Below are 16,332 nucleotides of genomic sequence, written 5' to 3'. Positions count from 1 at the left end.
GCCAATGACTATTTCCATCACCAACATTTGCTCGGCATTGCTGACGGCAGAGGAACGCCAACAATTGGTCTCGCAGGTACTTTCCGCCTGCGGTAACGGCAACGTTCTGCATATCGGCCTGCCTGATACAGAGTTATTGCGGGCATTCCTGCTCGCGGGTGTGCAGGCGTATAACGTCTTTCCCGGCACTGAAACCGACAGTGGCAACGCACAGCTTCCAGGGCGCTTCATCGAATGGGACGGTACTGTCCTGCCCTTCGAAAATGAGAGTTTTACGACGGTATTTATTACCCATGCCGACAACGCCGTTCTCTCTCTCAAGCACTTGGCCGTAGAAGGACCAAGAGTCTCGAAGCGCAACATTTTCCTGTTTTTGGACACCAGTTCCGAACCCGACACGAAAGAAGCCCGCAAGGCCTGGGAAATGCTGTTTTTCGAAAACGGCGTACGCAAGCACCCTGCCTATTACCGCGTCAACGACTACCAGTCCCTGCAACACGAACAGGGCAAAATCGCCATTCCGCTTGAGAAGCTGCCCAAGGAAGCCGCCGTCGTTTATCCCCTGGAAGCGCTGAAAGAAGAGCGCGACCTGCACATGGACATGACGCGCGAGCCAGGCAGTCGCTCCGACGGCCATATCATTCGGTATCTGTTGGCCAGTCGCTATGTGCGCAATGGCGACCGCATTCTCGACGCCGCCTGCGGACTTGGTTACGGCGCCTACACTTTGTTCAACTGCTCGGACGCCGGCTCGATCCTCGGCGTTGATGGCAGCAATTACGCAATCAAATATGCTGATAAGAACTTCTCCGCAGTCAATTCGCAACTGACCTTCAAAGAAGGCTGGCTGCCGGAAGCGTTGAATGATATTCCGGATAACTCGATCGATCTGATTACGTCGTTTGAAACACTGGAGCACGTACCGGATCCGGTTGGTTTGCTGGCAGAGTTCTACCGGGTTCTGAGCCCGTCCGGCCGAATCGTGCTTTCCGTTCCAAACGACTGGTCAGACGAGACCGGAGAAGATCCGAACGAGTTCCACTTTCACGTCTACACGTGGGAGCGCATCGTTAAAGAACTCGAAAAAGACTTCATCGTCGAAGCGGCTTACGCCCAGACAGCGGATCAATACAAACCGAAAATCAACAACGCTTACGAGTGGGCCGTAGGCATTCGCGAGCTGTATGAGGTAGACACCAAGACATTGATCGAAAAAGATCCGTCTTGCGAATGGTGCCTTCTGGTCGGCATGAAATCGCCGACACTGGGCGCAACCGTGCCTTACCGCGAAACCACCTATGACCTCTATCCGGAAAACCCGGAATGGAAGGTCACGCGCTTTGACGACTACGCCAACCCCTGGCTGGTGAAAGGCCTGGTCACCATCGGTCATCGCATCGAAGACAGTCAGAAACTGCTCGAACTGTCCCGCGAAGTGGCCGCGCAAGCCTCGGCGACCTCGCCTGACCTGGGCGCTGCACTATGCATTCAGGCTTACCAAATGCTACAGGCACCTACACTGACGGTGAATCAGCTGGAAGTGTTTGCAAAGGATGCTGACGCTTACATGAATCAGGCGGATCATTCGCCGCAGCAGTTGCGCTGGAAAGTATCGATATCGTTCGTTATGGCTCAGCTCTGGCAAGCCGCGGGCGACACTGATCGGGCCATTGACCTGTATAAAAAATGTGCGTCCTATGACTGCACCCAATACAGCCCAACCCTTATTACCAAGCAAATCAGGTCGTACCTGAACCTGGGTTTGATCGAGTCCGGCAAAAGCAACAATCAACAGGCTGAGTTGTATTGGCGTACAGGCGTAACCAGCGCAGAAAAGGCCCTCGCCATCGATTGGTGCGCCTCAATGGGCTCGCTCGAGAAACCGACCGACTTTGGTATGTCCGAACTGGGCGCCATCGTCGAACTCGCGTCCTCGTGTGCTTATGCCTTGCGATACGCTTCCAACACCGAGGATCGCACCCCGCAATGGTGGCACCAACATCTTCGCGATCGCGACTCTCAACTGGCGAGAGTGCCCGGTATCGTGGCGGAAACCGCTCGACTGAATCAGCTGATCACGCACAAGGATGTGGCCAGCCGGTCCGCCCAGAGCGATTGGGAGCAGCAACTCAACGCTCTTTCCGCGAAAGAGCAAAGCTTGGGCCTGGCCCTTACAGCCGCAGAAGCCGACAAACAAACCAACGAACAAACCATCGCCTCGTTGAATCAGCAATTGGAACAAAAGAACGCTATCGTGCAACTGCTTAACGCAGAAGTCGCACATCGCGAGCAACGGTTACAAACCATTGGCCGGAGTCGACTGTTCCGTTTGAGCCAGGCATTTGCAGCGCAACCCAGCGACCTGAAGAAATACTTGCGCGTAGCCTACGTGCTCGCCTCCCTGGTGACCCCGGCCCCTGTTCGTCGCCTGATGAGCCCAACCGTTTCGGCCTTGAAGAAAAGCCTTAGAGGCCAGCAACCAACGGCCATTGCATCGAATACCGATGTGCTTGACGACATCAATGAAGATACGTACATCGTCAAGCAGCCAGCCAGCCTGAAAGCTGTCCGGCCACGGGTGCTGCATGTCATCGCCAACTTCATGACCGGCGGCTCCTCACGCCTGGTGGTGGATATCTATGAATACCTGGGCGACCGGTTCGATCAAAGCATTCTGACCAGTTACGCACCAATACCTGCGGCGTATTCGGGCATCACCATCAAGGAGATCAAACTGTCTGCAGACGAGATGCCTTTTGTCGAGTACCTGCAAGCAGTACAACCAGAAGTCATTCACATGCACTACTGGGGCGATTGTGACGAACCCTGGTATGACCAAACCATGCGTGCCGCGCAACAATTGGGCATTCCTGTCATCCAGAACATCAACACACCGGTTGCGCCTTACTTGTCGCCCGCCATCAAGCGTTACGTGTACGTTAGTGATTACGTTCGCAACGTTTTTGGACAAGCAGAAGCACCGAATGCAACGGTTTATCCCGGCTCCGACTTCTCGATGTTCAAAGCCGATGCGCCCAATCAGACTGCTACCGACACGATCGGCATGGTTTACCGACTGGAAACGGACAAGCTTAATGCTGACTCCATTACTCCGTTCATCAAAGCCGTACAGAAACGCCCGCAGACCCGCGTATTGATTGTCGGTGGCGGAAGTCTGATGGAGACCTTCAAGGAAGCGGTGAACTCGGCAGGGGTATCAGACAACTTTGAGTTCACCGGTTATGTCGCCTACTCGCAACTGCCGGACTTGTACCGCCGCATGAAGCTGTTTGTTGCGCCGGTCTGGAAAGAAAGCTTCGGCCAGGTCAGTCCTTTTGCGATGCGCATGCATGTCCCGGTTGTCGGGTATGACATCGGTGCAATTGGCGAGATTGTCGATGACAGCAGCCTGCTCGCCCCTTACGGCGATGCGGACAAGCTCTCTGACATCATCGTAGATCTACTGGATGACACTGCTCGTCGCACCTACATTGCCGATCGTCACAGCGAAAGAGCCGAGGCTCACTTCTCGATCCAGGCGATGATTGAGAACTACGACCAGATCTATGCCGAAACCCTGGCGGAAACCAAACAATGAAGATCGTTTTTTTGTGCACTGCTTCTTTCCGGATCATTTCTACGGAACAGAAACCTATACGCTGGAACTGGCCAAGAACTACCGCAATTGGGGCCACGATGTAGTCATCGTCAGCGCCTTGTTTCAGGGCGAACCCGCGGCAGCGGAATTGATCACTCGATATGAGCATGAAGGCTTTGAAGTTGTCCTGGTCGACAAAAACAAAATCCCTCACGTCAATATCAAGGAAACGTACTACCAGGCGGAGATGCGTCCGGTCTTGACCGATATTCTCGCCGACTTGAAACCGGACATCGTTCATGTCACCCATTTGATCAACCACACCAGTGCCTTGCTCGAAGCTACCAAAGCCTTGGGCATTCCGACCTACGCAACCTTCACTGACTTTTTCGGCTTCTGCCTGACCAATAAACTGGAAGCAGCTGATGGCGCACTTTGTGCGGGCCCGTCGAGAACTCGCAGCAACTGCGTGGCCTGCTACTTGAAAGAGACTGCACGCACATCGAAAGAGGGCTGGATCAAATACGCAAACAACGGCACGTCAGCCAAGCTCATCGCGAGCGCCGTAACCGCTCTACGCAAAATGCCGGGCGTGAAAAACAGTGTGTTCGATCAAACGATCGACTACATCGCGGAGCGCCCGGACATTCTTGGGGCTCTTTACAGCGGCTCCTACGCAGGTGCCGTCGCGCCAACGACCTTTTTAAGGGAAGCCTATGTCAACAACGACATCAAGGTACCCATGAAAACCTTGTGGTTCGGCATCGACGTCGACCGCACGCCGAAGCCGCAGCGAGACGCCGAACACATTCCAGTGATCGGTTTCATCGGCCAAATAGCACCGCACAAAGGTACAGATCTGCTGATTGATGCCTTCAATCGCCTGCCAAAAGGCAGTGCACGACTGTTGATCTATGGTCCGACCGACCAGGACCCGGCGTACATGGAAGAGCTCAAAGCCAAAAGCGCTGGCACGCAAATCGAATTCCGTGGCGTTTTCGAGAGCAAGGATATGGTCAATATCCTGCGCGACATGGACACCTTGGTGATTCCGTCGCGCTGGTATGAAAACAGCCCACTGGTGCTGTTGAACGCGCTGGCCACCCACACCCCTGCCCTGGTATCGGATGTACGCGGAATGACCGAGTTTGTAGAGGCCGGCGTCAACGGAGAGATATTCGATCGCGGCAGCGCCGAAGATCTTTATCGCAAGCTATCGGCCTGGGTTGCCAACCCGCAAGCCCTTTACGATCTCGCGAAAACCACGAACTACGAGAGGACGCCGGAAATCATGGCCCGAGAGACATTTGCCATGTACTCAAAGGCAACTGAATCAGCCTGAGGATTGTCTACGAACGGCGTGGTCAGGGACGGCCACTACCGGATTTATCCCCAATACTGTTTTAGAGTCCACCCTCTCCCCGACTGACAGTTGCTGAACGACTCGAGCGCTCAACGCCCGTCGAATGGAAGTCTGTAAATCGGTCTGCACAATCGGAACCATCAAAATGCATGAAACAATTCATCACCATGCAATCTGATAAGCCATTGGCCATCGGCAAGCGCATCCTCTTATGCGTTCACCAGTTTTTTCCGTTTTTTTCTGCGGGAACAGAAGTCCTGACTCTATCGACCGCTGAAGCGCTAAGAGCACAGGGCCATCAAGTCGAAATCGTCACGGCAAAACTAGACGATATCGAGTCGCTAGAGCGTTCAACATACGTATACAAAGACTTTACGGTGCATCAATTCAACATTCCCTATGCACCGGGAAAGTTCTCCCGCACCCGAATGATCGACGAGTACCACAATGCTTCCATCTACCAGCCATTCAGAGCCCTTCTTGAACAACTCAATCCGGATCTGGTGCATTTTTTCCATCTGAAGAACCTGACGATCGCAGCACTGAACGCTTGTTTTGACGAGAAAATACCGACGGTCTATACACCGACCGATTACTGGATAAGCTGTCGATCCTGCCAACTAGTAAAGCCATGGGGAAAGGCTGAATGCACAGGCCCGAACTTGCTGGCCGGAAACTGCTTAAAACATGTTGCCATCAACAACAAGAAGGGAGCAACTCGCACCCTGCTGGCATTGACACCTCAATTAATGTTTTCATCTGTTGCTCTGACCGCCTCAACCCTTATCAACACTCGACTGAAACTACTTGTTTCCCCCTTGGTTGATTTGAGCAACAGAAAAAAAGTTATTACAGAAGCGCTATTAAAAGTCGACAGAATATTGCCGCCGACATTATTTATAGAGAACTTATTGCTCCAGACGGGACTTCCACAAAGCAGAATCCAGCGCCTGAGGTACGGTATTCAACCACCACTGATTCACCCTAAAGAACCGGACCTTGCTACACCGACGAAAACAACTGCAACCTTTGGCTTCATCGGTACGCTCACGGAACATAAGGGCTGCCACATCTTCATGCAGGCAATCAAATCATTGCCGCACGCCAATGCCCGCTTTCTAGTCTACGGTGACAAACAGCAATACCCGGAATACTTTAACAAGCTCGAATCCATTATCCAGGAGGATAAGCGCGTCCGATTCATGGGCACTTTCCCCCATGAAAATATTGGCAACATCTTGAGTTCTCTGGACGCTCTGGTCATACCCTCGACATGGAGAGAAAACGCACCGCTGGTATTATTGAACGCATTGGCTTGCGGCACACCGGTCATTGCCAGTGATGTAACGGGTATAACGGAGTACCTGGGCAAGGACGATAACGTAGCTGTATTTGAACCCGGTAACCCCCGACAACTGGCACAACGAATAGAGTCTCGTCTTGCAATGGTAAATGACCCGGCCCACAATCAGAGCCAGGGAAGGATGGCAGGTGAATCGCTAGATGCCTATGTGAATGTACTTTCAGGCGTTTATGCCGATCTCATCAATCCACATGAATAATTGGAATAAATCATGAAATACGTAATTTTTGGCGGTGGTGGGTTTATCGGTTCTGCGATCGCGGACAAACTGCTGGAAGAAGGGCACAGTCTTCGAATTTTCGAACGCCCTCGCGTGCCGCCCTACAGAGCGTTCGAACCCCACGAAAGCGTTGAATGGATCTCGGGAGACTTGCAGAGCAAACACGACCTTGAAGAAGCGATCACTGGCGTCGACGGCGTGCTCCATCTCGTTTCCACCACCCTGCCAAAATCTTCCAACGATGATCCCATTTATGACATTCAGACCAATGTCATCGCCACCTTAAACATGCTTGACGTTATGGTTGAACAGAACGTTCAGCAAATTGTTTTTATTTCATCAGGCGGAACCGTATACGGCAAACCTGTACAGTGCCCCTTGACTGAAGAGCACCCGACAGACCCTGAAGTCTCATACGGAATAAGCAAGCTGACCATTGAGAAATATCTCTATCTGTACAGCAAGCTTCATAAGATAAAGCCGGTCATTCTGCGCGTCGCCAACCCGTACGGTGAAAGACAAAGAATCGAAACAGCTCAAGGCGCTATAGCCGCTTTCGTCAGCCGCGCAACCGCCGGCCAATCAATCGATATCTGGGGCGACGGTTCGGTGACTCGCGACTATATATACATAAAAGATATCGCGAATGCATTTTCAAAAGCACTGAAGTATTCAGGGCCAAAAACTGTTTTCAACATTGGTTCTGGCGAGGGTACTGCACTCAGTACTCTAATAGAACTTATCGAAAAAATTACCGACACGCCTGTCGCGAGAAACTTTCTTCCAGCGAGACCATTTGACGTCCCCGTCAATGTGCTTGAATGCTCTCTTGCTGAACGGGAACTGGGCTGGAAAGCAGAGTTTAGCCTTCAGGAAGGCCTGAAGCGCACGATTGCCTGGTATATCGAAAGCAAGTGCTCAACAAAGTAACCGGGTAAATCCGCCTTCCATATCATGGGGAGCGACAAGCTCATCGGGCTTGTCCTTTCCCAGTCCAAACCGATACGGGCCACTGGCGAGGTCGACGTCATGGGCTCGCTCTGCACTACTATTCAGAACGGCGGCAACGCGTGATGAACTCATCCACTTGCTCGGCCGCTCCCCCGCGACCGCCAATCCCAGTGATTTCTGAATCAGCACCCTCGCCCTGCGATCTTTAAAACACCATGACATAGCGATACCATACGCCCCCTTTTTTTATCCTGGTAGGACTTGTGAACGTTAAGCACAAATTGGACGCGCTGACGTCCCTGCGATTTTTCGCTGCAGCGATGATCGTGCTTACCCATGCGCACCCGATATTCGGGTCATTCGGGATTGCCGAGGCTGCTCCTCTGGGTCAGGGCGTTTCATTTTTCTTTGTGCTTAGCGGGTTCATTCTGGCGTACAACTACAAAGACTTTTCAAAGGACGGGTCGATCAAGAGGTTTCTGGTTGCCCGATTTGCCCGGGTCTGGCCGCTCCATTTAGTGACATGCATCATTTGGATAGGCCTGATTTTCCACTTTGACCGGTACACCTACTTTGGTGGCGAGACAGGCATGCTGCGCCTGATTTCAAACCTGACACTGGTCCAATCATGGATTCCACTGAAACTATGGGCCCTGTCATTCAATGGCGTGGCATGGAGCATTTCCAACGAAATGTTCTTCTACCTTCTGTTTCCGCTCCTCATCGGGCTGTGGAGCAAACACTGGGCGAAGCTGTTTTTTGCTGCAACCCTGGTTGTCGTGGCATTTATCTGGGCCGGTAACGCCTTGGAGTTGAAGTCTACCGACAATTACAACGGCGTCAGTTTGCTCGGAACCCTCTATTTCAACCCGATGGTCAGGGTATTTGAATTCATGTTTGGTATTTTCCTGGCCAAGGTTTTCATGACGCCAGCGATTCATGAGTTCAAAGCCAGTCAATTGGGCTGGCTGTATTTAGAGTTGATGGCACTTGGCTTGGTCGTCGCAGGCATGTTGCTGGCTGGCAACCCTGCACGTATCGCCGATACATTTGGAACCGCCGCCGGTTACTACTTCCAGCGGGAGGGTATCTGGCTCATTTGGGGAACGTTGATCCTCGTCTTTGCACTGAGCAAAGGGCCGATCGGGGCACTGCTCTCGACCAGACCACTGGTGTTTCTGGGGAAATCAGCTTCTCCCTTTACCTCGTTCACGCGATTCTGATCACATTCATTGAGCCATACACCGCAGCGATCAAGCCGTACGGGCTGACTGGGTACGCAATATTCTGGATAGTTGCGCTTACGTCATCGGCACTCCTCTATAAAGGCATTGAAGACCCTTGCAGGCATCTGATCATGAATGCCTGGGATCGCCGTCACGCCTCCGTGAAGGACAACCTCAGATCCAGTTATGGTCCAGTTGCGATCAGTTGCGTACTGGTGCTGATTGCCACTGTCGCAGCCTTCCACTTGAACAGGTTCTGAACATGAAAAAGTATTGGTTGCTCCCCGCCATAGCAATAATTGCCATCACCACCAGCATGGTTTACTCCATGGCAAGCATTGAAAAGTCAAAATCGGTCGATGGCAAAGTGATCTTCATCGACGGCACGACGATTTCCGATCTTAGCTATCAACCCACTGACACAGAGGACAAGCATAAGGTTGTATTTTTCAAGCTCGTCCCCGGAGCGCAGGCTGGCCTGATTTTCGCCATTCACCTAAATGACTCGAATCAAAAAATACTCATCAACGCGGGTGATTTCCCCCTGGCAAAATATTGCCAGGGGGACAAAGTTCTCGAATGCAGATTCCCTATCCCTGATAAAGCACTTGAACAATCCGAGACGCTGGGCATTGCCGCCTATGCGATTCCCGGCCAATTGATTCAGATTCAGGAAGGCAGGGCGGACTGGGATGACCATCGCGCCATTTTCCCAACTCGCTAGAACAACGCGATGGCGTGCTGCCCATCCGACGCCTCGATCTTGCAAGTACCCGTTCCTGAACGGGTGCGCGCTTGATTAGATCACCGCAGGAGCTCCTGGTCGCGCAATCAAGTCGTCCTGAATGGATTCGCGAGGAAGCTTCCCGCAATGGAAAACAGCCGAAAACGCACAAGCATTTACAGATGAGACCGAGACCCGACGAAGGGCAGAAAAAATCTGGAGTACCCTTCAACCCATGAAAAAAGCTCTGTTCGTGCTATGTTCGCGCGCTTAATGAATACCCGCTGGCCTTACTGATTGATTGTCGCCCAGCGGCGCTGTTCTCCTCGACTCACTACGCTGGGACAAGCCTTAATGCTGGCCAGCACTCAGGGAAGAACCCTCGTGACCGGCTCAGCTCCACCCCTTGTCGTTGACCTCGACGGCACTCTGTTGCGCTCCGATCTGTTGCTCGAAACCGGTATGGCCTTCTTGCGCAGTCACCCACTGCAATTGCTCAAGCCATTCAAATGGTTGGCCAACGGCAAAGCCACGCTGAAATCAAAGCTGGCCAATGCGACTCATATCGATGTCAACGTTCTTCCATACAATCGGGAAGTTATCGCGCTGATCGAAACCGCCCGCAGTGCAGGTCGTTCGGTAGTGTTGGCAACTGCAAGCCATCACTCATTGGCCGAGCGCATTGCCGAGCATCTTGATTTGTTCGACAGCGTGCTGGCGTCCGACGAAAAGACCAATCTGTCGTCCCACCGCAAGCGAGATCTGCTGGTCGAGCATTATGGCGTGCAAGGCTTCGACTATATCGGCAACTCCCATGACGATATCTCCGTCTGGGCCGCGGCACGAATGGCCTACGTGGTCGATCCGGAGTCCGGCGTCGAGCGTCAAGCGAGAGCTCAGGGTAATGTCGAACAAGTCATTCGCACCGCACCGTCGGCCATCAAGGACTGGACCAAAGCACTGCGCCTGCATCAATGGATGAAGAACCTGTTGATTCTTGCTCCGATGCTGGCTGCGCATCAGTTGACCAATTTGAACATGCTCTGGCAGAGCCTTATAGCGTTCCTGCTTTTCGGCCTGTGCGCTTCCAGCGTTTACCTGCTCAACGACCTGCTGGACTTGGCGGACGACCGCCATCACCACTCCAAACGTCATCGCCCGTTCGCGTCGGGACGACTGTCCATAAAGTTCGGACTGTTCGCGTTTCCTCTTTTATTGATCACCGCTTTCACAGGTGCGACGCTATTACTCCCCTTGGAGTTTTGTGGCGTACTGGCAGCCTATTACATACTCACGCTTGCGTACTCATTGTCACTGAAACGGCAAATGGCCATTGACGTCATTGCGCTGGCATTGCTGTATACAATCCGGATTATTGCCGGCGCCGCGGCCCTGAACCTGGAGCTGACCTTCTGGATGCTGGCGTTTTCGATGTTCATGTTCCTGAGCCTCGCGCTGGTCAAGCGTTATGCCGAGTTGCGCGAAGCCCGACGCAAGGGGCATACGGAGAAAACCCGCGGCCGCGGTTATTACCCCGACGACCTGGAGATGATTTCATCCTTGGGCGCCGCATCCGGCTACCTCGCTGTGATGGTACTTGCGCTGTATATCCATGATCAGGGTACCGTCGCACTCTATGCCCGGCCCCAACTGATCTGGCTGGCGTGCCCGTTGTTGCTGTTCTGGATTACACGGATCTGGATGCTCACCCATCGCGGACAAATGCACGATGACCCTGTTGTATTTGCCGTACGCGACCGAATCAGCCTGGTGGTAGGGGCGCTGTTCTGCCTCGTGTTCTGGGCTGCATCATGAGTGCACCGCTGTTTTCCTGGGGCCTCTATCCTGCGGCCCCACAGACCGCTCACGGCTGCACCTGGAAAAGCGAAGTACCTCAGCAACTGGACTGCCTGAATTCCGAGTTCGGTAGCACCCTGGCATACGGCAATGGCCGTAGCTATGGCGATAGCTGTCTGGCCGACAGCGATCACGTACTACACATGCGGACCTTGAATCGCTTTATCGAAGTCGATTGGCAACGGGGTGTGGTGACAGCAGAAGCAGGCATCACGCTCGCCGAGATCCTCGCCGTTGCCATCCCGCGGGGCTGGTTTCTGCCAGTAACACCGGGCACTCAGTTCGCTACGCTGGGGGGCGCGATTGCCAATGACGTGCACGGCAAGAACCATCATGTGCGCGGCACCTTCGGCAATCATGTGCGACGTTTGGGTTTGCAACGTCATGATCAGAATCTGCTGACCTGTTCGCCGGTCGAAGCTCCCGAAATGTTCGCTGCCACCATCGCTGGCCTGGGTCTGACAGGGGTGATCATCTGGGCCGAGATCCAATTGATACCGATCAAGTCCTGTCAGATCGACAGCAGCGCGGTACGTTTTGACAATCTGGCGGATTTTTTCGCCTTGTCCACGGAACTGGACCACCAGCACGAGTACAGCGTCGCCTGGATTGACTGTCTGGCCAAAGGTGCGCAAGCCGGTCGTGGCGTATTTTTTGTGGGTGATCATGCGGAATATGGCGCTCAAACCGTCGAAGAGCGCAGCAGGTTGTTCGTGCCGATCACACCTCCGATTTCGTTGATCAACAAACTTTCGTTACATACGTTCAATGAAGCGTACTGGCGAGTGCATCCCGCCACACAGACGCGCAAACGGGTGAATTACGAACCCTTCTTTTATCCGCTTGATCGAATTGATCACTGGAACCGGATCTATGGTCGCCGGGGCTTCCAGCAGTACCAATGCGTGATACCTCAGCCAGTGGCAGAGGTCGCCATTCGCGAACTTCTCAGCGCTATCGCACAATCAGGCCAAGGTTCCTTTCTGGCCGTGCTCAAGCGTTGCGGGGAAATCACTTCGCCAGGCTTGCTGTCCTTCCCGATCCCGGGAACCTCGCTCGCCCTGGACTTCCCTCAAAACAAACACTTGGCCGCCCTGTTCGCACGCCTCGATGCCATCGTGCACGAAGCGGGTGGACGACTCTATCCGGCCAAGGATGCGCATATGAGCGGGAAAGATTTTCGTCAAGCCTATCCCACCTGGGAGCGACTGGAAGCCCTTCGCGATCCCTCCCTGATGTCCCGCTTCTGGAAACGAGTGACAAAATGAAACGAGTTTTGATTGTTGGAGCCACATCGGCCATTGCTACTGCGTGTGCCAGAATCTGGGCAGCCCAGGGCTGCGAGTTTTTCCTGGTCGCGCGCAGCGAAGAAAAGCTGGAACAGACCCGTGCAGACCTGAGTGCCCGTGGTGCAAAATCCGTCACTATTCACATCATGGATGCCAACGACTTCAACGCGCATCCTGCGATGATCGACAGCTGCCTTGCTGCGCTGCACCAGATCGACATCTCCCTGATCGCCCACGGCACGCTGCCAGACCAGAAAGTCTGCGAGCAGGATGTCGATGTGGCGCTCAAGGAGTTTGCTAACAACGGCACATCCGTAATCGCTCTTTTGACCCTACTGGCCAATCAGTTTGAACGCCAACGCTGCGGTACGCTGGCTGTCATTTCTTCGGTTGCCGGTGATCGCGGACGTCCGTCCAACTATCTGTACGGTGCGGCCAAGGCTGCGGTCTCGAGTTTTTGCGAAGGCCTCAGAGCGCGCCTGTTCAAAGTTGGCGTACATCTGATCACCATCAAACCCGGCTTTGTGGATACCCCGATGACTCAAGGGTTACCGCTGCCTGCTGCGCTCGTAGCCAAACCCGAACAGGTGGCCAAGAGCATCGTCGCTGGTATCGAACGCAAGACTGCCGTCCTCTACACCCCCGGGTTCTGGGCACTGATCATGCTGATTATCCGATGCGTGCCTCAGGCAGTCTTCAAGAGGCTGAATCTTTGAGCGAGGGCATTTATCTATCAGGCTGGAGATATAGAGCAGTCGTTCTGTCGATCGTCGCATCTGCGCTGGGCTATCTGGGGTTTTCCTTGTGGGGCGGATGGGAGGCAGTCGTCAATGCCGTCGCCCAAGTCGGTTTAATGGGCGTCACCCTGGCGCTGTCGATGTCTTCGCTGAACTACGCCATACGGTTTCTCAGGTGGCAGATTTACCTCAAGGCGCTCGGCCATCCGGTGCCCTGGCGTCCGAGCCTGAAAATCTACCTGTCCGGCTTTGCCCTGACCACGACCCCCGGGAAAGCGGGTGAAGCCATGCGTGGCGTACTGCTTAAACCTTTGGGCGTGCCCTATGCGAAGAGCTTTGCGGCATTCTTCAGTGAACGGCTCAACGACCTGTTTGCCGTAGTGCTGCTTGCACTGTTCGGCCTGACACTTTACCCGCAAGCGCTTCCATTGATTATCGCGGGGGTCGTACTGGTCGGTGTGGTCTTTACCGGCTTGTCGCAGCGCAAGCTCATTGTGTACCTGGCACAAAAGCTCCCTCGCGAAGGCGGCAACCTTAAAGCACTTGCCCGTCATCTGCTTAATGTCCTGCTAGAGGCACAGTTGTGTCACCGACCACTGACGCTGCTGTTCGCCACTCTGCTGACCGTGATGGCCTGGGGCGCAGAAGCGTTCGCCTTCTATTGGATACTCAATGCAATGGGGGCGGAAATACCGCTGACTTTTGCCATATTCGTGTATTCGGTTTCCATGCTTGCCGGAGCCCTCAGCTTCATGCCTGGCGGTCTGGGAGGCGCTGAAGCAGTGATGGTCGCCTTGCTCGTGTGGAAGGGCATGCCCGGCTCCGATGCTGTCGCTGCAACAGTGCTCATTCGGCTAGCCACCTTGTGGTTCGCTGTGGGAGTCGGTGCATTATTCCTGACCACCAGGAATCGGACCGAACTTCCCACCCAAAAAACATAATTTATTAATTCAACGACTTCTTTCAGGAGCGATTCATCATGGGCGGTCAGGGGCAATTAGCGCGCAAAGGCCTTATTAGCGCGATCATAGTCATCGGACTATTGATCGCAATGGCGGTTGCGTACTACTTACGAAATCAGAATTACTCTGTCGATGACTCTTTCATTACCTATCGTTATGCCTTCCACCTGTCACAGGGTGACGGACTGGCTTTTAACGTTGGGGAAAAGTACTACGGCACCACGGCAGCAGGTTACGCAATCGTTCTGGCCACATTCAACAAACTTGCGTCGACCCTTCATCTTGATTTGTCGACTCAAAATATTTCGGTTGCGATCTCTACCCTGGCGTTGCTCATCACGTCACTGTTCGCTTTTTGTATCTCTGCCAGACGCAGCTCGCCTGCCACGTCTGCACTAATGACGCTGGGGTTGGCAGTCTCCCTGTTCACCGCTTATTCGTTCAATGAGGTCGCAGGCCATGAAACCTACGCGTTCCTCGCGCTTGCTTTTGTAGGCGTTGTCCTCGCCAGCTATGAAAAAATGCTTGCGGCGGGAATCATTGTAGCCATTGCGACTACCTTCAGGCCCGATGCGGTGCTTTTCGCACCGATCATTTGCTGCGCCTACATGCTGTTCAACAATCTTGGCCTACGACGCGCGCTCACCAACAAACAACTGATTCAGTTTGCGTGTGGCTTTTTCCTGATTGCAATCCCATGGTTGTTGTTCCTTTATAGTTACTACGGGCGCATATCACCGGGAACAATGGATGCAAAAAAAGCGCAAATACTTATTGGCGGTTTCCCGACCTACAACCTTAAAAGCATCCTTGGTTATGTATCCAGCAGTATCAACTGGATCGCTGGTGTAGCGATTTCAGTAGGTGTTGTTCTTTTCGGAATAAATCTGTTCAGCTCGAAAAAACCGGCCCCAACGGCATTCATCGAGAAACAACATTTCTTTATCGGGACATGCTGGCTGGTATTTCTGGTCATCAGCATCGGTTTTTACATTTCCATCAACGTAACGTTCTGGAGATGGTATGGCATCCCGGCCGTATTTTCGTTGATGATTATCGCTTTTTGCGGCTTCTGTGCACTGGCCGGCAAGAACAATGAAACCCAGACAACCAATGCCAAACCCGCCCTGTTCATTGCATTGTGCGCGGCAGTCCTGCTGGTGGCCAACATTGCGCATATCAAGTTCTGGCTAACCAGCGAAAACGTGAACCCACACACCAAAGCCTATTACGACATTGCGCAATACCTCAAAAAAGCAGAGCCCAATGGCACGGTTATCGAAATGGCCGAACCGGGCTCCTTTGGCATGCAACTGGGTCCAAAATTCACGATTGTGGATGAACTTGGGCTTATTAGTCCGGGCGTCGCTACTGCATTGCTGAAAGGCGATAAAACTTATACAAATCGAACATACAATCCGAAATACATCGTATGTAGCTGGGGCAGCTCTTACAGTGCCTGCACCATCCCTGAAATCATCATGAATTATGACTTCGTGGGCGAGTTCGATGCGGATTTCTGGACGAAACTTCTCGGCCGCGGCGCTAAACTCTATCGCAAGAACACCTCGAACCTGCTGCCTATTGGGCAGTATGTCAGTGATCCGGTGCTTGGAGACAAATACGGCATCGTCCGCCAAAACACCGAGCGCCAGACATTGTTTGTGCATCCCGGGGACACACCGACCTCCTTTAATCTGGAAGTGTCGAGCCTCATCACCAGCCCCGGCAAAACACTGCCAGTAGTGGTCGCTATCTCCAAAGGCGTTCCCGACAGCGCAGTGGCCAGTGGTGGAGCGACTGCCGGCGTAACGATCTATCTGGATGGCAAGATTTTCAAGGAAAGAAGCGTTATCAAAGTGGGGACTTCGCTGTCTGTCGACCTTCCTTACTCACAGGGCCGACCTTACAGGTTCTCCGTAGATAACAACGGAATGTCCAACAACAACTGGGTTGATCTGTCGGCAAGCTATTAAAGAGGCATCCAGAAATTCTCCGTTTTTGAAACAGGATCAATTTCGGGTGTGAGTGGAAAAACACGC

Annotated in this window: 11 protein-coding genes; all 11 read left to right on the top strand. The window is 53.2% G+C overall.

Annotation, left to right across the window (positions count from 1 at the left end):
* The first annotated feature begins 4 nt into the window (after positions 1-4).
* On the top strand, positions 5-3,598 hold the full coding sequence (locus M0746_RS05535) for a glycosyltransferase (protein ID WP_258448444.1): 3,594 nt from the start codon (positions 5-7) through the stop codon (positions 3,596-3,598).
* Entirely contained in the window at positions 3,567-4,940 is a 1,374-nt protein-coding gene (locus M0746_RS05530) for a glycosyltransferase family 4 protein (RefSeq protein WP_258448443.1), read from the top strand. Before M0746_RS05535 ends, M0746_RS05530 begins: the two co-directional genes overlap by 32 nt.
* Before the next feature lie 170 nt (positions 4,941-5,110).
* On the top strand, positions 5,111-6,523 hold the full coding sequence (locus tag M0746_RS05525; protein ID WP_258448442.1) for a glycosyltransferase: 1,413 nt from the start codon (positions 5,111-5,113) through the stop codon (positions 6,521-6,523).
* Between the two features lie 12 nt (positions 6,524-6,535).
* Entirely contained in the window at positions 6,536-7,474 is a 939-nt protein-coding gene (locus M0746_RS05520) for an NAD-dependent epimerase/dehydratase family protein (RefSeq protein WP_258448441.1), read from the top strand.
* 284 nt (positions 7,475-7,758) lie between these two features.
* Positions 7,759-8,718: an acyltransferase family protein gene (locus M0746_RS05515; RefSeq protein ID WP_258448440.1), complete on the top strand. Its 960-nt coding sequence runs from the start codon at positions 7,759-7,761 to the stop codon at positions 8,716-8,718.
* A gap of 265 nt (positions 8,719-8,983) precedes the next feature.
* A complete protein-coding gene (locus M0746_RS05510; protein ID WP_258448439.1) occupies positions 8,984-9,445 on the top strand; it encodes a hypothetical protein in 462 nt (153 codons plus the stop codon).
* Between the two features lie 357 nt (positions 9,446-9,802).
* A complete protein-coding gene (locus tag M0746_RS05505; RefSeq protein ID WP_446731316.1) occupies positions 9,803-11,260 on the top strand; it encodes a UbiA family prenyltransferase in 1,458 nt (485 codons plus the stop codon).
* Positions 11,257-12,570, top strand: a complete 1,314-nt coding sequence (locus tag M0746_RS05500; RefSeq protein ID WP_258448437.1) for an FAD-binding oxidoreductase — start codon at positions 11,257-11,259, stop codon at positions 12,568-12,570. The genes M0746_RS05505 and M0746_RS05500 overlap by 4 nt, the downstream gene beginning before the upstream one ends.
* Positions 12,567-13,307, top strand: coding sequence for an SDR family oxidoreductase (locus M0746_RS05495; RefSeq protein WP_258448436.1), 741 nt, complete (start codon positions 12,567-12,569; stop codon positions 13,305-13,307). Before M0746_RS05500 ends, M0746_RS05495 begins: the two co-directional genes overlap by 4 nt.
* Positions 13,304-14,269 (top strand): lysylphosphatidylglycerol synthase transmembrane domain-containing protein, encoded by a 966-nt coding sequence (locus tag M0746_RS05490; RefSeq protein ID WP_258448435.1) that lies wholly within the window; start codon positions 13,304-13,306, stop codon positions 14,267-14,269. The genes M0746_RS05495 and M0746_RS05490 overlap by 4 nt, the downstream gene beginning before the upstream one ends.
* Positions 14,270-14,307: 38 nt before the next feature.
* A complete protein-coding gene (locus M0746_RS05485) occupies positions 14,308-16,266 on the top strand; it encodes a hypothetical protein (RefSeq protein ID WP_258448434.1) in 1,959 nt (652 codons plus the stop codon).
* Positions 16,267-16,332 lie beyond the last annotated feature (66 nt).

The sequence above is a fragment of the Pseudomonas sp. S11P7 genome (genome assembly GCF_023195435.1).
GTDB classification, from domain to species: Bacteria; Pseudomonadota; Gammaproteobacteria; order Pseudomonadales; family Pseudomonadaceae; genus Aquipseudomonas; species Aquipseudomonas fluorescens_G.
The sequence above is the reverse complement of the archived record's forward strand: the minus strand, read 5'-3'. Positions and strand labels throughout refer to the sequence as shown.